Source organism: Pseudomonas paraveronii (genome assembly GCF_963681955.1).
GTDB lineage: Bacteria > Pseudomonadota > Gammaproteobacteria > Pseudomonadales > Pseudomonadaceae > Aquipseudomonas > Aquipseudomonas paraveronii.
In genome coordinates, this window is record NZ_OY817130.1 from 422668 (window position 1) to 444241 (window position 21574).

Sequence of the window (21574 nt, forward strand, 5' to 3'; positions counted from 1 at the left end):
CGCGAGCAAGCTCGCTCCTACAGGCAACAGCGACCACTTTGGGAGGCATTGATGAAAGTCCTTTGGCAACACTGCCACATCGCAACCATGGCCCACGGCAATTACTCGATCATTGAGGACGCCGCCCTGGTCACTGTCGGTTCGCTGATCGAGTGGATCGGCCCGCGCAGCGAAGTGCCGACGGCGGATTACGCCCAGGTGCATGACCTGCAAGGCGCGTGGGTCACCCCCGGGCTGATCGACTGCCACACCCACACGGTGTTCGGCGGCAATCGCAGCGGTGAGTTTGAACAACGCCTCGAAGGCGTCAGCTACGCCGACATCGCCGCCCAGGGCGGCGGTATTGCCAGCACCGTGCGCGCCACCCGCGCCGCCAGCGAGGATGAACTGTTCGAAAGCGCCCACAAGCGCCTGCGCAGTTTGCTGCGCGACGGCGTGACCACGGTGGAGATCAAATCCGGCTACGGCCTCGACCTGGCCAGCGAGCGCAAGTTGCTGCGGGTGATTCGTCGCCTCGGTGACGCGCTGCCGGTCAGCGTGCGCGCCACTTGCCTGGCCGCCCACGCCTTGCCGCCGGAGTACAAGGACCGCGCCGACGCCTACATCGATCACATCTGCAGCGAAATGCTCCCGGCCCTGGCCGCGGAAGGGCTGGTGGATGCGGTGGATGCGTTCTGCGAATACCTGGCGTTCTCGCCGGAACAGGTGGAGCGCGTGTTTAAAGTCGCCCGACAACTCGGCCTGCCGGTGAAGCTGCACGCCGAGCAACTGTCGTCGCTGCACGGTTCCAGCCTGGCCGCGCGTTACCAGGCGCTGTCGGCGGATCACCTGGAATTCATGACCGAAGAAGACGCCATCGCCATGGCCGCTGCCGGCACCGTCGCGGTATTGCTGCCGGGCGCGTTCTACTTCCTGCGCGAAACCCAATTGCCGCCGATGGACGCCCTGCGCAAGCACGGCGTGAAAATCGCCATCGCCAGCGACCTCAACCCCGGCACCTCGCCGGCCTTGTCGGTGCGCCTGATGCTGAACATGGCCTGCACCCTGTTCCGCATAACCCCGGAAGAAGCCCTGGCCGGCGCCACCCAACATGCCGCCACCGCCCTGGGCATGGGCGCCACCCATGGGTCGCTGGAAGTGGGCAAGGTCGCCGACTTTGTCGCCTGGCAGATCGATCGTCCCGCCGACCTGGCCTACTGGCTGGGCGGCGAGCTGGATAAACGCGTCGTGCGCCACGGCGTCGATGTCACTGTTTAAGGAGTCGCGCTGTGGATAAGGTTCTGAGTTTCAAACAAGGCCGCGTACCGCTGCTGATCAGCATGCCCCACGCCGGCCTGCGCCTGACGCCTGCCGTGCAGGCCGGGTTGGTCCCCGAGGCACAAAGCCTGCCGGACACCGACTGGCACATCCCCACACTGTATGACTTTGCCGAAGCCCTCGGCGCCAGCACCCTGGCGGCGGAGTACTCGCGGTTTGTCATCGACCTGAACCGGCCGTCCGACGATAAACCCTTGTACGTCGGCGCCACCACCGGCCTGTACCCCGCGATCCTGTTCGACGGCGTGCCGTTGTTCCGCGACGGCCTGGAACCGTCCAAAGAAGAGCGCGCCACCTACTTGGAACACATCTGGACGCCATACCACCGCACCCTGCAAGACGAACTGGCACGGCTCAAGGCCGAATTCGGCTACGCGCTGTTGTTCGATGCACATTCGATCCGCTCGGTGATCCCGCACCTGTTCGACGGCAAACTGCCGGACTTCAACCTCGGCACCTTCAACGGCGCCGCCTGCGACTCTGGGCTGGCCAGCCAATTGGAAGCCATCTGCGCCGCGCATCCGCAGTACACCCATGTGCTCAACGGTCGCTTCAAGGGCGGCCACATCACCCGGCATTACGGCAACCCGGCGCAGGACATTCACGCCGTGCAGTTGGAGTTGTGCCAGAGCACGTATATGGAAGAGTTCGAGCCGTTTCGTTATCGCGAGGATCTGGCGGGGCCGACGCGGGGGGTGTTGAAGCAGTTGTTGGATGGTTTTCTGGCGTGGGGGCAGAAGCGTTACGGCTGAAGTAGGTGGTCTATAGACGTATCGTAGGAACTAGGTAGTGCAATGGTTGCGGGAGCTGGCGTGCTCTGTGCAATACCCGAACCTACGATGATCACTAAGGTGGGATGTGCTGCCATGGGCATTCACGCTGCCGACCAATTGGCAGCGGGCAGCGCCCAATTGCTAACAGGCCTTACCGTTGACTCTTATGCCTATAAATCTGGTCAGGCAATGGCAAACGGCTTAGGCGCGTCTGCGCAAGTGGGGCAGGGGATGGGATTGGCTATGGAGTTCGCCGTTCCGCTCTCCGTCGCTAATCTCTACAACGCTTTCAGAGTTTCCTCCATCCGAGCAGGGCGGATGACACTGAACGTCAGTGAGCGACCGTTGCATGCACCTAAGAGTCTCGGGGGCGGGCATGCCTATAGCGTTCATGTCGACAAGCCACTTGAGTTTTTGCAAAAGAGGGCGCTGAAAATGCCTGGGGCCGAGAGCATTTCCACGTTCGGTAATGCTGAGAAGGCAGAATGGGCTGTCAGTCAGGTATTGCAAAGGAACAAACTCAAAGTAATCTTCATGTCGAAAGTTAAGATGCGCTCAAGTGTATACACCCTTGAGGCGGATCTTGGTCAAATCGTGGGTTGGGGCATTCGCCCACGATCGCCTGCAACCGTCATTGAGATGACTAAAGTGCGAGTGGTCATAAAATATGCAGAATTCAACAATATGCCCATGTATATTTTGACGGCGTTCCCAATCCTTTGAGGCAGTCAATGGCTTACGGGTATCTAGAAAGCTTCATGTATGGTGAAGTGGCAGATGGCGTAGGCGCATGGCTCGTCGACGCCGAGTCAAACGTCGCGCCTACGGCGCTTTCGGATATTGTGAAGGGGTATGTTGATAGCCGATCACGCTTCGCATCTTTTATGCTCAAAAGAGATATTGGACGCTACCTGAAAGCAAACCTCACCGCTACGGGCCTGAAAAACGCCGCTCCGTTTGACTATGAGCTTTGCTTTTCCGAGCAGTTTTTTGGCTGTAGTAATCAACAGTTCTTGCAGCAGGTCTCTCAGTTACTTGATGTAAATCTCAAGCGCACTAAGTGGCGAAACGTAAAATGTTTTTTGAAATGGCGCTGAGATGCCATGTTGATGATCTTGCTGCTTCTAAGGTCAGACTTCGTCCGCTGCGCGAAGACGGGTTGTTGGAGCCCTCAGGGTCAGCCCCCTATCAACACGACCGGTGGCGTCGTAGTGAGGAGTTGGCGGTGTGGGTCTGGATCAGGTTGCGAGTTCGTCGTAGTGATGGTTTAGGTTGCCAGCGGCGCTTTGTTCGGTGAGCAGTTGGCCCAGTGGGTCGTAGGCAAATGCCAGCGCCTGGGTAGTCTCATCGTTGCCGGTGAAAGTGACGGCGGTGAGTTGGTCCAATGGGTCGTAGACGTATTCGGTGCGGTCGTCATCGGTCATTTCTGAGTGAATTGTAGGACTGATCCCAAAGGCCGGTTGAGCCCCGGCCAGCGCGAGGGCGACCACGATTCTAAAAGTCATAAACCCAAAGCTCACTAAATACAAAGTCGAGATCAAAATGATCGGTCAACGAATCGAAGTCATCATATTCCTCCGGCAGCGAGAGGCCTATGCCGTTGACTTGGTCAATTTGTACGAAACCCGCCCACGCCACTTGCTCTTTGGAGAGCCTTAGGACATCGGCTACCGTCATTCCCGGCCATAGCTTATTTTCATAATTACCCTTGAAAGCAGTATTGCAAGAGATAGCAGAAATGACGCCATCGACGCCGTGATACGCCGTAATAAACCCGTTGTCGATGGTGAATGAATCGGGGCTGTTATGGGTTTTGTACTTATCTGACAGACGTGCTTGTACTTGTGTAATGCTTTCTCCAATGGCTATTCCGCCGATCGAAACTTTTGGCACTATTACGTTAGTCAAATTCATAACTATCTCTATTTCGGAGCATTCACTAATGCCCCGTCTACAAAAACTGGACTATCGACAATTTTTTCGTACTTTACAAAATCTGTTGGAGCTACGCGTCCTAGCTTCCGTCAGTTGCTCCGGCAACCCATTCAAGGCGTTGTGGTAGTAGCGCACGCTCTGGTGTTCGCCCACGCCATCAACCCGGGCCAGCGGCGTATAGCCATCGTCCTCATAGAGATACAGGCTGGTTTGACTATGCCGATGCTCCTGCAGCAGGCGCAGGCCATCCCAGGTGAAGCGGGTTTCTCCAAGCGCATAACCCCGGCTGTCGTGTTCGGTTTTAGTGATGCGTCGGCCGAGCGGGTCGTAGGTCATGTTCGCGACCGTTTCTCGCTGACCATACAGGCTGCGTGCCCTTAACTAAATTGAACGAGAAAGTATCCCGCTACTCCCCCTTCCGTCATATTTTTCGCACGGTTATCAGCGAAAATGTAGCCGATACCGCCGCCGAATAAACCTTCGTGGCGTGGGCTTACTTTTGCGATGTCTGCATCTAGTAGCTGTGCGAGGAAGTAGTACCTGGGGGGTTCATAGAGAGGATCTTGTAACCAAGCAGGGCGTCCTAATATTTTGCTGACACTGGCTCCGCACTCAGGGTCCTCCATCTCTTCTTCCATTTGCTCTGGAGTAAGGGGTTGGAGAGTGATGTAGGTCCGCGGAATCGGATCAGCCAAAGTAGATGGGTTGAGTTCGGATGGCGCCACTGTGTGAAGAAGAACCTGGCTGCGCCCGAGTTTTAGTTTTTCCATCTCGCTTTGTTGATGAATGGCCAACTTGCGTATCGACGAACGTTTGAAGGTTTCGCTGACACTCTCAACGGAGACGAAAACCGTAATAGCCATTCCTGACGGTATGAACGAGACGTTGAGGAAGGTCGATGTCATCGTAATTACGGGCAACATAAGCTGGCCGGTTTCCGGGGTCTTCGGCCAGAGATGAAGATCGGTGAGCCAAGCCCCGCCACCTATTTGCCCAAGCCCCTGATCCTGCTCTGAGAAAGTAATTTGATTGAGACTCATAGTTCTTGATCCTTTAGAAACAACCCTTTCTTTTGGCGAATGATGTGGAGAAGCGCCTCGCCGTTCTAGCCTGCTGCTGAGTGATGATGCCGGTTCTGACCAGTGAGTTGTGTATAGCTTGCGACATAAGACGGATCTCCAGCTTCCCGCGCTTGAGCATCTGGTTGGGCCCCAGCCCGCGAGCGCGGCGCAAACGATTTTCTTCGGCATGCACCATGTCGTGATGTATAGATGCTAGGGCGATAGATGGATTGCCTTTATAGCGCCGACCCTTTGCGATTCCTTTCTCTTCCAAAAATTTATTACGAATAATCTCGTGTGCTTCCAGCCCATCATTATTGTGGGCCTTGGCACCGTACCCAGCCATCTCTCCCTCTTTTAGCAGACCAAGTGGATCGATCCACCCGAACGTGTTCGGAGCGTATTGGTAAAGATTATTTCCACCCATCAACCCAATCGGATCGGGCGTCGTAAACCGCCCCACATCCGGATCGTAAAACCGAAACGTGTTGTAGTGCAGCCCTATTTCCCGATCCAGATACTGCCCCTGAAACCGCAGGTTCTGCTCTTCAATGTAGTAAGGCTCACGCACCTCTTCTACCGTGTTTCCCCACACCCGATAAGTCGTCCGCCACACCGTTTTCCCATCAGCTTCCGTCAGTTGCTCCGGCAGCCCATTCAAGTCGTTGTGGTAATAGCGCACGCTCTGGTGTTCGCCCACGCCATCAACCCGGGCCAGCGGCGTATAGCCATCGTCCTCATAGAGATACAGGCTGGTTTGACTATGCCGATGCTCCTGCAGCAGGCGCAGGCCGTCCCAGTCGAAGCGGGTTTCTCCAAGCGGAAAACCCCGGCTGTCGTGTTCGGTTTTAGTGATGCGTCGGCCGAGCGGGTCGTAGGTCATGTTCACGACCGTTTCTCGCTCGCCTTTTTGGCTGCGCACTTGGATCAAGCGGTGTTCAGCGTCGTAGGCGAAATGCTGCACACCTCGTGCGGCGCTGCGTTTTTCGATCATTCGGCCGAAGCCGTCGTAGCGGTAACGCTTGTCCTGATAGGTCAGCAGTTTGTTATGCACCACCAGCCCGGCGCCGGGTTGTGGGCCGTCGAGCAGGTTGGCGGCGGCGTCGTAGGCGAAGGTTTCGCGTTGGCCTTGTACGTTGTCCTGGGTGGCGATGATGCGGCCGGTGGCGTCGTAATGCAGCAGTTCGCGGTGTTCGTCTTCCCGGCGGCCGATCAGGTTGTCGGCGGGGTCGTACTCGAAGTGCTTTTGCGCCGCTGCCGGCATCAATAAGGGCTGGCTGGCGTGGCGGCGCTGGCGTGCGCGCAGGCGGCCGCTGCGGTCGTATTCGCTGCGGGTGGTGATCTGGCCTTGGGTGCGCAGTACTTCGCGGTGCAGGCGGTCGCGTTCGAAGTCGCTGATGACGTGGCCGTCGAGGTTGAGCTGGTGCAGGTGGCCGCTGCCGTAGTACAGGCGATTGAGCCAGCGGCCGTCGGGCAGTTGGGTTTGGATCAGGTTGCCGAGTTCGTCGTAGTGGTGGTTCAGGCTGCCAGCGGCGCTTTGTTCGGTAAGCAGTTGGCCTAGCGGGTCGTAGGCGAAGGCCAGCGCCTGCGTAGTCTCATCGTTGCCGGTGAAAGTGACGGCGGTGAGTTGGTCCAACGGGTCGTAGGCGTATTCGGTACGGCCGTCGTCGGTTACTTTCGCCAGCAAGCGCCCGACGGCATCGCGCTCCAGGCGATGCACTATGGAAGACGCATTATTCAAGGGCGCGTATTCGACGGCGGTCAGGTTATCCAGGGCGTCATAGGTATAGCGCCGCGCACTGCCGTCAAGGTCTTGTTGCTCGGTCAACCGATCCCCGGCATCCCAGGCAAACCGATAACGTTCGCCGTTCTCGTTGGTCAGCGCTTGCAGTCGCCCGTAGCGGTCATACCCGAATTGCACCTGCCGGCCGTGGGCGTCGGTGCGCTGGCGTACCTGGCCGCGCCGGTTGTGCTGGTAGAACGTGGTGTGGCCGGCGGGGTCGGTATAGCCCACCAACTGACCGCTGGCATCACGCTGATATTGCTCGGTGCGCCCGTCCGGCAGTTGGCTGCTGAGTAAGCGTCCTTGAGCGTTGTAGCTGAATTGAGTGCGCTCGCCGAGGGCGTCGGTGATGACCTGCAAATAGCCGCGCTCGTCGTAGCGAAAGTTCGTGGGGTAGCCTGAGCAATCGACATGCTCGACCAGTTGCCCGAACGGATTCCAGCGCAGCTTTTTACTTTTGCCGGTGGCGTCGATGATTTCCACTGCTTGGCCGAAGCGGTCGTACCGATAGCGCGTTGTCTGACCAAGTGGATCGATTTCGCTGACGCAGTTGCCGCGCGGGTCGTACCGGTATTGCCAGGCCTGTCCGGCGGCATCGGTCTCTACCAATGGCAGCGACCAATGCTGCAGCCACACGGTGGACTCGATCCGGCCCAGCGGATCTTGCGTCTCGCACAGGTTGCCGGACTCGTCGTAAGCGAACTTCCACTGACCGCCCAGGGGATCGGTAGCGCTCAGCAACTGGCGCTCGTCATTCCATTCGAATTGCCACATTTGGCCGAGGTTGTCGGTGTACTCGGTGATCTGGTACTGCGGGTTCCATTGGCGGGTGCTGACTCGTTGCAAGCCATCGGTAATCCGCGTGATCCCGGCGTGTAGGTCATAGTCGAACTGGTAGTCGTCGCCTTCGTCGGTCCAGTGTCGGACTACGCGCCATTCGGCGTCGTCCACACAGGCCCATTGGTAATAGCAGCGCAGCCCGGTAGGTCGTTGGTGCTCGACCATGCGTTGGCCGCTGTCGTAGGCAAAGCGGCGCTGTAGATGCCCGGCAGCATCGCGAACTTCGGCCAGATCGCCATGAGCGTCATAGGCATAGCTGACGAGGGTTTCGCGGCTTTGATCGGGGAACAGCCGTTCGATCTGATCGACCCGACCGAATTTGTAGCTCAGTTCAATTCGCACATCATCGAAGGAATCGTGTAACCGGCTCAGCCGACCTTGGGCGTCATAGTCGAGGAGGATGCGGTTGTCGTTGCGGTCCCCTAACTGGCTCAGGCGCAGGTGCGACGGGTTGCCGGGCGTAGGCTCAAACAACCTGTAGAGCCCATCGACGCTCTCGATCAGCACCTGCCCGTCGGCATGGCGCCGCACGCTCAGGCCTTCGCCCGCGCTGAACACCGCGCCGCCCAGGGGGATCACGCCCATGTCGATCGGCCGGGCCTGTTCGTCGGTGTAGATCAGACGCTCGCCGCCCTCAGGATGCCGCCCCAGCTCGACGAAGACGTCGTAGATCACACTCCAACCGGCGCCGAACAGGCCATCGCGGCGTTCGTCCCGACTGCTGTAGTAACGCTGCCACTCGATCGGCAACAGGCCTGGCAGGGCGAAGTCCAAGTCGTCTTCACCGTCGAGAATTTTCGCGCCCGTGGCGCTGTGTACCGGGTTGGGCGAACCTGCGACCGCAGCGGTCAACGCATGGCTCACCTGGCCGCTGCCCCACGACACCAGCCCGCCCACGGCCATGCACGGCAGCGTGCTGAAGAACTTCGCGCCACCGCCGCGCAAGGTCAGCAGCGCCGTCACCGCCAGCCCGACACCGGGCGTCTTGCCGCTACGGATTTCGCGAACCACCACGGGTGGGCCGCCGATAAACACATTCGGCGAAATCTCCACCGTCCCAACCTTGGCCTCGCAGGTGCTGCGATCCCCACTGCGCACGGCGGGCTGGCCATTGATAAAGACGCGACTGGAACCCTCGGCCATGTATTGCTCTGGCATCGGCGGGTGTTTATGGCAGTCGACTTTATCGCCAGGACAAGGCACGGCGCCCAAGGCCGGCGTAGCGACTGTCGGGCGCCATAGCTGAGCGAAAAAGCCTTCAGCAATATCCAGATAAGTAGGCTCACCCTCTGGCGCTGCGATTACATCCGAGATTTTGCCAGCCGCCCGCGCCGCGGGTTTACCGTTGATGAATACGTTGGGCGAACCGCTGCTGATGAAGGCGTCGATGACGGGAGGAAACAGCGCATTGGCGAAATACGCACATAAGCGTGAGAGGCCTTTATCCGCGCCGGTTTTGCTCATGCCGACGCCGACCACCGCCCCCACCACGGCGCCGAGTACGACGCAGCCGAGGCCGCCAGTCGCCACGGTGACACCCGCCGCCGCAACCACCGCCGCCGTGGCCAAGGCGGTCACGGCTACGTTGGCGGCAATCTCCAGGACTCCGCCTAAAACGTCGGCCAGCATTGAACTGTGCAGAAGCGCATCGCCCTCGCGGGCAGCCCAAGGCGTGTCGGTCATGCGTAACGATCCGTGTCTGAAAAAGACCCGGATCAAATCACGCAGTGGCGGTATTGATCAGGTGAGACTTTCCGATGCGCTTGTAGGAATGCTCCTGAGGTTGATCGGCCAAACTCTCCACTCGTATGCCAGGCACCTGCACGCGACGGGCGTGAACGCGCTGCTGTACTGCGGCCAAAGTCTGGTCCATGGCTGTTTGCGGGCGCAGAGCGAGGTGGAGGAGGGCGACCGGCTCTGATAGCTGGCTGTTGGCTTACCTGGGTCGCGAACTGCTGACACAGGTCTAAGTGCTCAAGGACATGCTCATTGCACAATTCGGGTTTATAGTGCCAGACGGCAGAATAAAAGACGTCCCCCCAGGGATGAACCCGACCCCCTACGGAGCGCGCAATGCAGACTTGGTACCCGCAGATCAAACCCTACGCCCGGCACGATCTGGCCGTCGATGACACCCACACCCTGTATGTCGATGAAAGTGGCTCCCCCGAAGGCTTGCCCGTCGTATTCATCCATGGTGGCCCTGGCTCCGGTTGCGACGCCAACAGCCGCTGCTATTTCGATCCGAACCTGTACCACATCATCACCTTTGACCAGCGTGGCTGCGGGCGTTCCACCCCCCGCGCCAGCCTGGAAAACAACACCACCTGGGACCTGGTCGCCGACCTTGAGCGCATTCGCGAGCACCTGGGCATCGAAAAATGGGTGTTGTTCGGTGGCTCCTGGGGTTCGACCCTGGCGCTGGCCTACGCGCAAACCCATCCCGAGCGCGTGCATGGTTTGATCGTGCGCGGGATTTTCCTGGCCCGGCCCCAGGACATCCGCTGGTTTTACCAGGAAGGCGCCAGCCGCCTGTTTCCGGATTACTGGCAGGATTACCTTGCGCCGATCCCTCAGGACGAGCGCCACGACCTGCTCACCGCGTACCACAAGCGCCTGACCGGCAACGACCAGATTGCCCAGATGCACGCCGCCAAGGCCTGGTCCACCTGGGAAGGGCGCATGTTGGGCCTGTGCCCGAACCCGCAGTTGATCGAGCGTTTCGCCGAGCCCCAGCGTGCGCTGTCGATTGCTCGCATCGAGTGCCACTACTTCACCAATAATTCCTTCCTGGAACCCAACCAGCTGATTCGCGACATGCACAAGATCGCCCATCTGCCTGGCGTAATCATCCACGGCCGCTACGATATGATCTGTCCGCTGGATAACGCGTGGGAGCTGCATCAGGCCTGGCCGAACAGTGAACTGCAGGTGATCCGCGAGGCGGGCCATGCGGCGTCCGAGCCCGGCATCACCGATGCCTTGGTGCGCGCGACCGGCGAGATGGCGCGCCGCCTGCTGGACCTGCCGCCTGAAGAAGCATGAAGGGCTTGTTGCAACGGGTGCGTGGCGCCCGGGTCGAGGTCGCGGGCGAAATCGTCGGCGCGATCGACCAGGGGTTGCTGGTGCTGGTGGCCGTGGAACCTGCGGATACCGTCGAGAGCGCCGACAAGCTGCTGCATAAGCTGCTTAACTATCGGGTGTTCAGCGACGACGACGGCAAGATGAACCTGTCGCTCAAGGATATCGGCGGCGGTTTGCTGCTGGTGTCGCAGTTCACGCTGGCGGCGGATACCAAAAGCGGGCTGCGGCCAAGTTTCTCCACCGCCGCGCCGCCGGCCCTGGGCGCAGCACTTTTTGAACACTTGCTGTTACAAGCGCAACAATTGCATGGCAAGGTGGCGTCAGGGCGTTTTGGTGCGGATATGCAGGTACATTTGGTCAATGATGGCCCTGTGACCTTCCTCTTGCAGACATGAATGTATTAAAAACGACGTTAATGCCTAAAAACGCAGGGTTTCGCTACAAATACTTCGTTGTCCCTGATGCGTTGTCTCGCGGGCTACTAGATAATCGCGCGCTACGGGGATCAGCGTTGTTTGGTCCATTTTTGACTTAGGTAGAGACTTGTCCGACAGCCTCAGGGGAATCATTTTGTCCCAGGGGAGTCGGAACAATGCTCGCCAACCTGGCATATAGATAGCTGGCCGTTGGTTTTTTGATCTGTTTTCGGCGAGGGTTGCTCGTGATTGTTAGTCCCTGTAATGCACCAAAATTGTCTGCCAAACGGTTACGAAACGCACTGGTGACGGGCTCCGCCCTGTTTTGCCTGTTCGGCGCGGGTCAACTGTGGGCATTCAGTCTGGATGATGTGTCGGCCAAGGCAAAAGAGCTGGCCGGGCAGAAATACGAAGCTCCGCGCAGCAATCTGCCGAACGAATTCCGCGAAATGAAATTCGCTGACTATCAGAAGATTCGTTTCCGTAACGAAAAAGCCGAGTGGGCCGATCAGAATACCCCGTTCAAGCTGTCCTTCTATCACCAGGGTATGCACTTCGATACACCGGTGAAAATCAACGAAGTCACCGCCGACAGCGTCCAGGAAATCAAATACGACCCGACGCGCTTCGATTTCGGCGACGTCAAATTTGATCCCAAGTCCACCGAGCAGTTGGGTTATGCCGGTTTCCGTGTGCTGTACCCGATCAACAAGGGCGACAAGCAAGACGAAATCCTGACCATGCTCGGCGCCAGCTATTTCCGCGTCGTGGGCAAGGACCAGGTGTATGGCCTGTCCGCCCGTGGCATGGCGATCGATACCGCGCTGCCGTCCGGCGAAGAGTTCCCGCGTTTCACCGAGTTCTGGATCGAGCGTCCAAAGCCGGGTGACAAGCACCTGGTGATCTTCGCCCTGCTGGATTCGCCGCGCGCCACCGGTGCCTATCGCCTGATCCTGCGTCCGGGCACCGACACCGTGGTCGACGTCAAGTCCCAGATGTTCCTGCGCGACAAGGTCAGCAAACTGGGCGTTGCCCCGTTGACCAGCATGTTCCTGTTCGGCGCGAACCAGCCGTCCAAGGTCCTCAACTACCGTCGCGAGCTGCATGATTCCAGCGGCCTGTCGATCCATGCCGGTAATGGCGAGTGGATCTGGCGCCCACTGAACAACCCTAAACACCTGTCGGTCAGCAACTTCACCGTAGAGAACCCGCGTGGTTTCGGCCTGCTGCAACGCGGTCGCAACTTCAGCCACTACGAAGACCTGGACGACAATTACGACAAGCGCCCAAGCGCCTGGATCGAGCCTGAAGGCGACTGGGGCAAGGGTTCCGTCGACCTGGTGGAGATCCCGACCGCCGATGAAACCAACGACAACATCGTTGCCTTCTGGAGCCCGGAAAAACTGCCGGAAGTCGGCCAGCCGCTGGAGGTTGCCTATCGCCTGCACTGGACCCTGGACGACGCTGCGTTCCATTCGCCGGACAGCGCCTGGGTCAAGCAGACCCTGCGTTCCACCGGCGACGTGAAGCAATCCAACCTGATCCGTCAGCCGGATGGCAGCGTGGCGTACCTGGTGGACTTCGAGGGTCCGGCCCTGAAGAAACTGCTGCCGGACGCGCCGGTTCGCAGCCAGGTGAGCGTGGGTGACAACGCTGAGTTGGTCGAAAACAGCGTGCGTTACAACGCGCACACCAAAGGCTGGCGCCTGACCTTGCGCATGAAGATCAAGGACGCAGGCAAACCGACTGAAATGCGTGCGGCCCTGGTCCAGGACATCGTGCAGCCTGAGCCCGAGAAGGTGTCGACCCAAGTACTCAAAGCCGACAAAGTGCTGGCCAAACAGCATGAGAAACAGGCCAAGAAAGACAAGGAAGCCAAGCAGCCAGAAGCTGCCCCAGCCACACCGGAGCCGATCAAGACCGAGCAAGTCCTGACCGAAACCTGGAGCTATCAGTTGCCTGCCGATGAGTAATTCTCAAGTCCAGCCAGAGACTCTGTCCGAGTACCTGGCGCACCTGCCGATGACCGCAGAGCAGCGCGCCGAACTGGCGGGCTGTACATCCTTCAGCGAACTGCACGAACGTTTGTCGTCCAAGGCGTTCGATGCCCCGGTCGACGCCGCCCAAGCGTCGGTTGGCCGGCGGCTGACCCTCAGCACGGCTGAAGAACTGCAGGACGCCGAAATGCTGGCGCTCGACGCCAGCGGCCGGGTGTGCCTCAAGGCCACCCCGCCGATTCGTCGGACCAAGGTTGTGCCTGAGCCGTGGCGCACCAATATCCTGGTGCGCGGCTGGCGCCGGCTGACCGGTCGCACCAACCCGCCGACGCCGCCGAAAGACGAACGTGTGCTGCCGGCAGCGCGCTGGCGCACCGTCGGTTCGATCCGTCGCTACATCCTGCTGGTGCTGATGCTCGGCCAGACCATCGTGGCTGGCTGGTACATGAAAGGCATCATGCCGTATCAGGGTTGGTCGCTGGTCGACTTCGACGAGATCCGCAACCAGACCCTGCTGCAAACCGCTACCCAGGTACTGCCTTACGCGCTGCAAACCAGCATCCTGATCATGTTCGGGATCTTGTTCTGCTGGGTGTCGGCGGGTTTCTGGACCGCGTTGATGGGCTTCCTCGAACTGCTGACCGGCCACGATAAATACCGGATCTCCGGTAAAAGTGCTGGCAACGAGCCGATTCCGAAGAGTGCGCGTACCGCGCTGGTGATGCCGATCTGTAACGAAGACGTGCCCCGCGTATTCGCCGGCCTGCGTGCGACGTTCGAGTCGGTGGCCTCTACCGGCGATCTGGACCGCTTCGACTTCTTCGTGCTCAGCGACAGTAACGACGCCGACATCTGCATCGCCGAACAGCAAGCCTGGCTCGACGTGTGCCGCGAAGCCGGTGGCTTCGGCAAGATCTTCTATCGCCGCCGTCGCCGTCGCGTCAAACGCAAGAGCGGCAACCTCGACGACTTCTGCCGTCGCTGGGGCGGTGACTACAAGTACATGGTCGTTCTCGACGCCGACAGCGTGATGAGCGGCGAATGCCTGACCAGCCTGGTGCGCCTGATGGAAGCCACGCCGGATGCCGGGATTATCCAGACCGCGCCACGGGCGTCGGGCATGGACACCCTGTATGCGCGCATGCAGCAGTTCGCCACCCGCGTGTACGGCCCGCTGTTTACCGCCGGCCTGCACTTCTGGCAGTTGGGTGAATCCCACTACTGGGGTCACAACGCAATCATCCGTATGAAGCCGTTTATCGAGCACTGCGCCCTGGCGCCGTTGCCGGGTAAAGGCGCGTTCGCCGGTGCGATCCTGTCCCACGACTTCGTTGAAGCCGCGCTGATGCGCCGTGCCGGCTGGGGCGTGTGGATTGCCTACGACCTGCCGGGCAGCTACGAAGAACTGCCGCCGAACCTGCTGGACGAACTCAAGCGTGACCGTCGCTGGTGCCACGGCAACCTGATGAACTTCCGCCTGTTCCTGGTCAAGGGCATGCACCCGGTTCACCGTGCGGTGTTCCTTACCGGCGTGATGTCTTACCTGTCGGCACCGTTGTGGTTCTTCTTCCTGGTGCTGTCCACCGCGTTGCTGGCGGTGAACACCTTGATGGAGCCGCAGTACTTCATGGCGCCGCGCCAGTTGTACCCGCTGTGGCCGCAATGGCATCCGGACAAGGCGGTGGCGCTGTTCTCCACCACCGTCGTGCTGCTGTTCCTGCCGAAGTTGCTGAGCGTCATCCTGATCTGGGCCAAGGGCGCGAAAGAGTTCGGTGGCAAGTTCAAGGTGACAATGTCGATGCTGCTGGAGATGCTGTTCTCCATGCTGCTGGCGCCGGTGCGGATGATCTTCCATACCCGCTTCGTCCTCGCCGCGTTCCTCGGTTGGGCCGCGACCTGGAACTCGCCGCAGCGTGACGACGACTCCACCCCATGGGGTGAAGCGGTCAAGCGCCACGGTCCGCAAACCCTGCTCGGCTTCCTCTGGGCGCTGTTGGTGGTGTGGTTGAACCCGAGCTTCCTGTGGTGGCTGATCCCGATCGTCGGTTCGCTGATGCTGTCGATCCCGGTGTCGGTGATTTCCAGTCGGGTCAAGCTGGGTCTCAAGTCCCGTGACGAGAGCCTGTTCCTGATCCCTGAGGAATACAATCCGCCGCAAGCATTGCTGTCGACCGAGAAGTACACCCACGAAAACCGTTGGCACGCCCTCAACGACGGGTTCGTGCGTTCGGTGGTCGACCCGCAGCAGAACGCCCTGGCCTGCGCCCTGGCGACCTCGCGTCACCGTGAGGCGGAGCCGATCGAGTACCTGCGTGGCGAGCGCGTGCGTTATGCGTTGAAAGTCGGCCCTGCCGGCCTCACCAACGCCGAACGCCTGGCCTTGCTCAGTGACCCGGTGGCCCTGGCCCGCTTGCACGAGCAGGTCTGGAGCGAAGGGCATGCCGAGTGGTTGGGTGCCTGGCGCGAGTCGATCAAGTCCGATCCGCATGCGCCATTGCTGCCGTTGCAACCGCTGTCGTCCCAGGCTCAACCGGCCTGATTCAGACGCCCCCGAGGGTTCTCCTCGGGGGCATCTCAAGCGCTGGTCCTACAGCGTTTACCGCGTCTTCCTTTGTGCCCTAACTCCTTGTTATTTCGAAACAAAAGTCCCTGGTTCGAGGCGTATTGCCGTGCCTGTGTCTGAGTTAGCATCGCCCCCCGAAATTTGACTCGACCACAGGGGGATTCATGATCAAAAGGTATTGTTCGGCATTGCTGATGGGCGCTGTCGCATTGATTCACGGTGGTCTGGTGCAGGCCGGCGCGCTGGACGACGCCGTTCGGCGTGGCGTGCTGAAAGTGGGTACCACGCCCACCTACGTGCCGTTCGAGATGACCGATAAACAGGGGCGTATCGTCGGTTTTGAAGTCGACTTGCTCCAGGCGATGAGCCGCGCCCTGGGGGTTGAGCTTGAACTGGTGGCGGTGCCGTACACCGAGTTGCTGTCGGGGCTGATGGCGAGGAAGTTCGATCTGATTGGCAGCGGCATGACGGTCACGCAGGAGCGCAACCTCAAGCTGAATTTCAGCGACTCGTTTATCGTGGTCGGCCAAACGGTGTTGCTGCATCCGCGCCTCGCCGGCAAGGTTGCCAGCATCGAGGACCTGGACGACGCCGGCTACCGCATCGCCACCACTGAAGGCACTACCGCAGAGGCTGCGGCGCAACGATTCCTTGGGGCTGCTCGGCTAAGCAGTTTCGCGACGCCGGAGGAAGGGGTGCGCCAGGTGGTGATCGGTGCGGCCGATGCGTTTATCCATGACGCGCCCTACAACCTGATCGCGATGACTCGGCCGGAAAACCAGGCATTGCTGGTGCTGGAGCAACCCTTCACCTACGAGCCCCTGGCGTTCGGCCTGAAAAAGGGCGATTACGACAGCCTGAACTGGATCAACCATTTCCTCAACCAAGTGGCGCAGGACGGTACCTACGATCGCCTGTACGATAAGTGGTTCAAGGACACCGACTGGATGGCGGAGGTCGACTGAAAGTCATAAGTGCTTACACATCAACCCATTGCCTGAGCCGGGCGATAAGGTGTCTATCCCTGCGCTTCTGCGTGGCGTTGTAGGGTTATTCCGACATACCTCGACAACAATTACCCGTGAAACCTTTGTGCCGGGCAGCGAGTGGGTTAGGATCGCACCCCGAAATGGTGCAGCCCTTTTGCGCGCCGACCTCATAAGAATCGTTCAGGGGACTTGATGATGAAAAAGTATCTTTCGATGCTGCTGCTCGGCGTCACCGCGCTGGTCGCGGCCAATGCGGCTCAGGCCGGTGCCATCGACGATGCGGTCAAGCGCGGCACGCTGAAAGTCGGCATGGACCCGACCTACATGCCGTTCGAAATGACCGACAAGCGCGGTGAAATCATCGGCTTCGAAGTCGACATCCTCAAGGCCATGGCCAAGTCCATGGGCGTCAAGCTGGAGCTGGTGTCCACCGGCTACGACGGCATTATCCCGGCCTTTCTCACCGGCAAGTTCGACATGATCGGCAGCGGCATGACCCTGACCCAGGAACGCAACCTGCGCCTGAACTTCAGCGAACCCTTCATCGTGGTTGGCCAGACCTTGCTGATTCGCAAGGACCTGGAAGGCACCATCAAGTCCTACAAAGACCTGAACGACGAGAAATACCGCCTGACCTCCAAGCTCGGCACCACCGGCGAGATGGTCGCCAAGAAGCTGATCTCCAAGGCCAAGTACCACGGCTACGACAACGAACAGGAAGGCGTGCTGGACGTGGTCAACGGCAAGGCCGATGCCTTTGTGTATGACGCGCCGTACAACGTCGTCGCCGAGAAGAAAGTCGGTAACGGCAAGCTGGTGTTCCTCGAAGAACCCTTCACCTTCGAGCCGTTGGCCTTCGGTCTGAAGAAAGGCGATTACGACAGCATCAACTACATCAACAACTTCCTGCACCAGATCAGGAACGACGGCACCTACGATCGCATCCATGACAAGTGGTTCAAGAGCTCCGAGTGGCTCAAGGACATGGAATAACGCCGGCTCCTATGGCTCCTGCTTTCTGTAGGAGCGAGCTTGCTCGCGAAGGCCGTCAACGATAACGCGGGCTTACTGAATAAACGCGGTGTCTTTGAGTTTTTCGCGAGCAAGCTCGCTCCTACAAAATGCCTTGACTGAATGGCATTAGGGCAAACCCGCCCGCCACAAAGGCGGGGCTTACCCGACCCTTTTGGATGTTGAGTAATGAAACAGAAAAAAGCCCAATGGCCCTGGCACCTGCTGACCGTGGTCGTGCTGGTCGGCCTGGCTGGCGCCTTGTACTACGCCACGTCGCTGATGTCCTACGAATGGCGCTGGAACCGCGTGCCGCAATATTTCGCCTATCAGGCCGAAACGTCCCAGCGCGCGGCGGATGTGTCCACCGTTGTCGAGTTGGTGCGCAAAGGCGATGTGGCCGAAGTCACCCTGCGCAACGACGCGGGCACGGAGCAAAAACTCACCGTGGCCGACAACAGCCTGCAAGTGGCACGTGGCGATGACGTGGCGGAAGGCGATGTAGTGGGCGTGACCCGGCAGTGGGCGCTGGGACCATTGATGTGGGGCTTGTGGACCACCTTGTGGCTGTCCGTGGTGTCCGGGATATTGGGCTTGGCGATCGGCCTGGCGACGGGTTTGTGCCGGCTGTCCAGCAACCCGACCTTGCGCGATCTGTCGACGATCTACGTCGAACTGGTGCGCGGCACCCCGCTATTGGTGCAGATCTTCATTTTCTATTTCTTTATCGGTACGGTGCTCAACCTGTCCCGGGAGTTTGCCGCGATCGCTGCGCTGTCGCTGTTCACCGGGGCCTACGTGGCGGAAATCGTCCGAGGCGGTGTGCAGTCGATCGCCCGAGGCCAGAACGAAGCCGCGCGCTCGCTGGGCTTGAGTGCCAGCCAGTCGATGCGCCATGTGGTGCTGCCGCAGGCGCTCAAACGCGTGCTACCGCCCCTGGCCGGGCAATTTATCAGCCTGGTGAAAGACACCTCGCTGGTATCGGTGATCGCGATTACCGAGCTGCTCAAGAGCGGCCGCGAAGTCATCACCACCTCGTTTTCGCCGTTTGAAATCCTGTTCTGCGTGGCAGGCCTGTACCTGTTGATCAACCTGCCGCTGTCGAAAATGGCCAGCCGGCTTGAGCGGAGGCTCGCGCAAAGTGATTGAAGTCCGCGATCTGGTAAAAGTCTTCGACACCCGTGGCCATGTGGTGCGCGCGGTGGACCACGTCACCACCCAGGTCGCCAAGGGCGAAGTGCTGGTGGTGATCGGCCCGTCTGGCTCGGGCAAGTCGACCTTCCTGCGCTGCCTCAATGGCCTGGAAGCGTTCGATTCGGGTTCGGTGAGCATCGACGGCTTGCAACTGGCTGATCCGAAAACCGACGTGAACGCCTATCGCCGCGAAGTCGGCATGGTGTTCCAGCACTTCAACCTGTTCCCCCACATGACCGTGCTGGAGAACCTGTGCCTGGCGCAAAAAGTCGTGCGCAAGCGTGGCAAGAAAGAGCGTGAAGCCAAGGCCCTGGCGTTGCTGGAAAAGGTCGGCATTGCGCAAAAGGCCAACGAGTTTCCCTCGCGGCTGTCCGGCGGCCAGCAGCAGCGGGTGGCGATTGCCCGTGCGCTGGCGATGGAACCCAAGGTGATGCTGTTCGACGAGCCCACCTCGGCCCTCGACCCGGAAATGGTCGGCGAAGTGCTCGACGTCATGAAAACCCTGGCCCTGGAAGGCATGACCATGGTCTGTGTCACCCACGAAATGGGCTTTGCCCGTGAAGTGGCGGACCGAGTGCTGTTCTTCGACCATGGCAAGCTGCTCGAAGACGCGGCCCCGGCCGCGTTCTTCGACGCGCCGAAAGACCCGCGCGCCCAGGCCTTCCTGCGCCAGGTGCTGTGAGCCTCAGAGCCTGAACTTGCCGACCAGTGTCTGCAAATCCAGGCTCAACTGGCTCAATTGAGCGCTCGCTGCCGCCGTTTCTTCACCGGCGGCGGCGGTTTGCTCGGACACATCGCGCACCTTCAACACACTGCGATTGATCTCCTCGGCCACCGCGCTTTGTTCCTCGGCGGCGGCGGCGATCTGCGGGTTCATTTCCTGGATGACCGACACCGTGCGCGCAATGGCCGCCAGGGCGTCGCCGGCGTCGCGGGTCAGGCTGAGGCTGTTGTCCGTCAGGCTGCGACTGCTGTCCATGATGTCCGCCACCTGCTGGGTGCCGGTATGCAGGCGCAGGATCAGTCCTTCAATTTCCTCGGCCGATTCCTGCGTGCGCTGGGCCAGGCTGCGCACTTCATCGGCGACCACCGCGAAACCTTCCCCGGCACTGCCCGCACGCGCCGCTTCGATGGCGGCGTTCAGGGCCAGCAGGTTGGTCTGCTGGGAGACTGACTTGATCACGTCGAGTACGCTGCCGATCTGTTGGCTCTCCTGCTGCAGCGCCAGCATCGCCCGGCTGGAGAGTGCCATTTCACTGGCCAGGTGGCCGATCTGCTCCACCGCCTGCGCAACCACTTTGTCGCCAAGGTGGGTCTGTTGGTCGGCTTCGCGCGCCGCGATCGACGCCTGCTCGGCATGCCGGGCGACCTCTTGGGCGGTGGCGAGCATTTCATTCATGGCTGTGGCCACCTGATCGGTTTCGTCCTTTTGATTGTTGACCCCGGCGCGGGTTTGTTCGGTGACGGTGGATAACTGTGTGGCCGCGCTGGCGATTTGCCGGGCGCTGTCGCCGATGCCGCTGATCAGGCCACGCAGGTTGCGGGTCATCTGCGCCATGCTCTGCTGCAACTGGCCCAGTTCGTCGCGGCGCTCCACGACGGGTTTTTCGCTTAAGTCGCCCGAGGCAATGCGGTTGGCGGCGGCCAAGGCGTCGCGCAACGGCAGGGCGATCTGCCGGGCGATCCACCAGGCCGCCAAGGCCCCCAGTAGCAGGGCGGCAAGGGTGACGCTGATCAGCCGTGTTTGGGTTTGCTCGGCTTCCCGGTCGCACTTGACGATTTGCCCCTGGCTGACTAGGTCGCTTTGCTCCAGCAGTTGATCGAGTTGTTGTTCAAAGCGTATTTGCACGGTTTCGGTGTCGAGTTGCGCCTGCTTGAGCGTGGTCAGCAGCGCGCGGTATTGCGCGAGGTCGGTTTTGAGCAGGGCGGAGTCCACGGGCAGGCTGGTGACGGCGGCTTGAGCGACGTCCAGAGCGTCGAGGGCCTTGCCCACCGTTTCGACATAGGCCTGCAACGACTCGGCGGCCCAGGCGGGGCTGCGGACACGATCTTCGGCCTGCTCCATGGCCTGGCGCAGATCTTCGACGGCATCGAGCGCCTTCTGGTCGTCCTGGTCCGGCAGTTCGCTGGCCAGTTGCGCGAGGGTGTCGCTGGCTTGCAGGGCGATTTTTTGCAGCGGCGGCCGGGTGTTTTCCCGTTGTTCGATCAGCGGCGGCAATTCCACCAGTACCGCTTTGAAGCTGGCTACCAGACGTTCGGCCTCCTCAAGGCGCTGCAGGTCGGTCGGATCTTTCAAGTGTTTTGACAGGTAGTCGAGGTGCTGGTCGATTTTTTCGATCTGCCGCGTCATTTTGCCCAGGCTGGCCGTGTCGGTGAGCGTTCGGTACACGATGCGGTCGGCGCGCATGGCCTCCGCGTCGGCGGCCAGTTGGCCCAGCACCGTCAGGTTGCTGGAGCGGAACAGGGCGGCATTCAAGGCCTGCCAGCCGGTCATGGCGATGATGAAACTGAGGACCAGCACCTGGCCAAACCCCAGGGCGAGTTTGAGTCGGACGCTGGCGTTGACCAGCAAGCGGGTCAGCCGAGGAAACATGATGCACCTCCAAATCTG

16 protein-coding genes and 3 pseudogenes are annotated in these 21574 nt (G+C 60.2%); 13 read left to right on the forward strand and 6 right to left on the reverse strand.

Annotated features, from left to right (window positions below):
• Nucleotides 1-51 precede the first annotated feature (51 nt).
• The 4 genes from hutI to U5A08_RS01815 all read left to right on the forward strand — a co-directional run bounded on the left by hutI (nt 52) and on the right by U5A08_RS01815 (nt 3187).
• A complete protein-coding gene (gene hutI, locus U5A08_RS01800) occupies nt 52-1257 on the forward strand; it encodes an imidazolonepropionase (RefSeq protein ID WP_321850032.1) in 1206 nt (401 codons plus the stop codon).
• 11 nt (nt 1258-1268) lie between these two features.
• Nucleotides 1269-2069 carry an N-formylglutamate deformylase gene (gene hutG / locus U5A08_RS01805; protein WP_321850035.1) on the forward strand — a complete coding sequence of 267 codons (801 nt, stop codon included), beginning with the start codon at nt 1269-1271 and terminating at the stop codon, nt 2067-2069.
• A 114-nt stretch (nt 2070-2183) separates the two neighbouring features.
• A complete protein-coding gene (locus tag U5A08_RS01810; RefSeq protein WP_321850037.1) occupies nt 2184-2813 on the forward strand; it encodes an RNase A-like domain-containing protein in 630 nt (209 codons plus the stop codon).
• Nucleotides 2814-2848: 35 nt separating this feature from the next.
• Entirely contained in the window at nt 2849-3187 is a 339-nt protein-coding gene (locus U5A08_RS01815; RefSeq protein ID WP_321850039.1) for a hypothetical protein, read from the forward strand.
• Nucleotides 3188-3320: 133 nt separating this feature from the next.
• Here U5A08_RS01815 and U5A08_RS01820 read toward each other — a convergent pair.
• The 5 genes and pseudogenes from U5A08_RS01820 to U5A08_RS01840 form a co-directional block, all read right to left on the reverse strand.
• Nucleotides 3321-3520: pseudogene (locus U5A08_RS01820) on the reverse strand (hypothetical protein); the annotation flags it as partial.
• Between the two features lie 64 nt (nt 3521-3584).
• Entirely contained in the window at nt 3585-4004 is a 420-nt protein-coding gene (locus U5A08_RS01825) for a hypothetical protein (RefSeq protein WP_321850041.1), read from the reverse strand.
• Between the two features lie 102 nt (nt 4005-4106).
• Nucleotides 4107-4373 (reverse strand): annotated as a pseudogene (locus tag U5A08_RS01830) (hypothetical protein); the annotation flags it as partial.
• Between the two features lie 29 nt (nt 4374-4402).
• Complete coding sequence (locus U5A08_RS01835) at nt 4403-5065, reverse strand: hypothetical protein (protein WP_321850044.1); 663 nt, start codon at nt 5063-5065, stop codon at nt 4403-4405.
• A gap of 13 nt (nt 5066-5078) precedes the next feature.
• The gene (locus tag U5A08_RS01840; protein ID WP_321850045.1) at nt 5079-9392 is read right to left on the reverse strand and encodes an RHS repeat-associated core domain-containing protein; all 4314 of its coding nucleotides are present in this window, start codon (nt 9390-9392) and stop codon (nt 5079-5081) included.
• On the opposite strand from U5A08_RS01840, the gene U5A08_RS29765 reads away from it, so the two are divergent.
• From U5A08_RS29765 to U5A08_RS01885, 9 genes and pseudogenes are all read left to right on the forward strand, one after another.
• Nucleotides 9391-9630: a hypothetical protein gene (locus U5A08_RS29765; RefSeq protein ID WP_425262653.1), complete on the forward strand. Its 240-nt coding sequence runs from the start codon at nt 9391-9393 to the stop codon at nt 9628-9630. The two genes, U5A08_RS01840 and U5A08_RS29765, sit on opposite strands and share 2 nt — an antisense overlap.
• 152 nt (nt 9631-9782) lie before the next feature.
• A complete protein-coding gene (pip, locus tag U5A08_RS01850; RefSeq protein ID WP_232566177.1) occupies nt 9783-10754 on the forward strand; it encodes a prolyl aminopeptidase in 972 nt (323 codons plus the stop codon).
• Nucleotides 10751-11188: a D-aminoacyl-tRNA deacylase gene (gene dtd, locus U5A08_RS01855; RefSeq protein WP_247407480.1), complete on the forward strand. Its 438-nt coding sequence runs from the start codon at nt 10751-10753 to the stop codon at nt 11186-11188. Before pip ends, dtd begins: the two co-directional genes overlap by 4 nt.
• 323 nt (nt 11189-11511) lie before the next feature.
• A complete protein-coding gene (locus U5A08_RS01860; RefSeq protein WP_425262655.1) occupies nt 11512-13182 on the forward strand; it encodes a glucan biosynthesis protein G in 1671 nt (556 codons plus the stop codon).
• Nucleotides 13175-15747, forward strand: a pseudogene (gene mdoH, locus U5A08_RS01865) (glucans biosynthesis glucosyltransferase MdoH); the annotation flags it as partial. The gene U5A08_RS01860 and the pseudogene mdoH, both read left to right, overlap by 8 nt.
• 186 nt (nt 15748-15933) lie before the next feature.
• Nucleotides 15934-16734 (forward strand): transporter substrate-binding domain-containing protein, encoded by an 801-nt coding sequence (locus tag U5A08_RS01870; protein ID WP_253392808.1) that lies wholly within the window; start codon nt 15934-15936, stop codon nt 16732-16734.
• 219 nt (nt 16735-16953) lie between these two features.
• Nucleotides 16954-17751, forward strand: coding sequence for a transporter substrate-binding domain-containing protein (locus tag U5A08_RS01875; protein ID WP_105695026.1), 798 nt, complete (start codon nt 16954-16956; stop codon nt 17749-17751).
• A gap of 207 nt (nt 17752-17958) precedes the next feature.
• A complete protein-coding gene (locus U5A08_RS01880) occupies nt 17959-18918 on the forward strand; it encodes an amino acid ABC transporter permease (protein ID WP_321850049.1) in 960 nt (319 codons plus the stop codon).
• A complete protein-coding gene (locus U5A08_RS01885) occupies nt 18911-19645 on the forward strand; it encodes an amino acid ABC transporter ATP-binding protein (RefSeq protein ID WP_253392813.1) in 735 nt (244 codons plus the stop codon). The genes U5A08_RS01880 and U5A08_RS01885 overlap by 8 nt, the downstream gene beginning before the upstream one ends.
• Nucleotides 19646-19648: 3 nt before the next feature.
• Here U5A08_RS01885 and U5A08_RS01890 read toward each other — a convergent pair whose 3' ends face one another.
• Nucleotides 19649-21556, reverse strand: coding sequence for a methyl-accepting chemotaxis protein (locus U5A08_RS01890; RefSeq protein WP_321850051.1), 1908 nt, complete (start codon nt 21554-21556; stop codon nt 19649-19651).
• Nucleotides 21557-21574: the final 18 nt, after the last annotated feature.

Bases quoted from the DNA above. Each gene is read 5' to 3' on its own strand.
- hutI (WP_321850032.1), top strand. From the start codon at position 52: ATGAAAGTCCTTTGGCAACACTGCCACATCGCAACCATGGCCCACGGC.
- U5A08_RS01810 (WP_321850037.1), top strand. From the start codon at position 2,184: ATGGGCATTCACGCTGCCGACCAATTGGCAGCGGGCAGCGCCCAATTG.
- U5A08_RS01815 (WP_321850039.1), top strand. From the start codon at position 2,849: ATGTATGGTGAAGTGGCAGATGGCGTAGGCGCATGGCTCGTCGACGCC.
- U5A08_RS01825 (WP_321850041.1), bottom strand. From the start codon at position 4,004: ATGAATTTGACTAACGTAATAGTGCCAAAAGTTTCGATCGGCGGAATA.
- U5A08_RS01835 (WP_321850044.1), bottom strand. From the start codon at position 5,065: ATGAGTCTCAATCAAATTACTTTCTCAGAGCAGGATCAGGGGCTTGGG.
- U5A08_RS29765 (WP_425262653.1), top strand. From the start codon at position 9,391: ATGCGTAACGATCCGTGTCTGAAAAAGACCCGGATCAAATCACGCAGT.
- U5A08_RS01840 (WP_321850045.1), bottom strand. From the start codon at position 9,392: ATGACCGACACGCCTTGGGCTGCCCGCGAGGGCGATGCGCTTCTGCAC.
- pip (WP_232566177.1), top strand. From the start codon at position 9,783: ATGCAGACTTGGTACCCGCAGATCAAACCCTACGCCCGGCACGATCTG.
- dtd (WP_247407480.1), top strand. From the start codon at position 10,751: ATGAAGGGCTTGTTGCAACGGGTGCGTGGCGCCCGGGTCGAGGTCGCG.
- U5A08_RS01870 (WP_253392808.1), top strand. From the start codon at position 15,934: ATGATCAAAAGGTATTGTTCGGCATTGCTGATGGGCGCTGTCGCATTG.
- U5A08_RS01875 (WP_105695026.1), top strand. From the start codon at position 16,954: ATGAAAAAGTATCTTTCGATGCTGCTGCTCGGCGTCACCGCGCTGGTC.
- U5A08_RS01880 (WP_321850049.1), top strand. From the start codon at position 17,959: ATGAAACAGAAAAAAGCCCAATGGCCCTGGCACCTGCTGACCGTGGTC.
- U5A08_RS01890 (WP_321850051.1), bottom strand. From the start codon at position 21,556: ATGTTTCCTCGGCTGACCCGCTTGCTGGTCAACGCCAGCGTCCGACTC.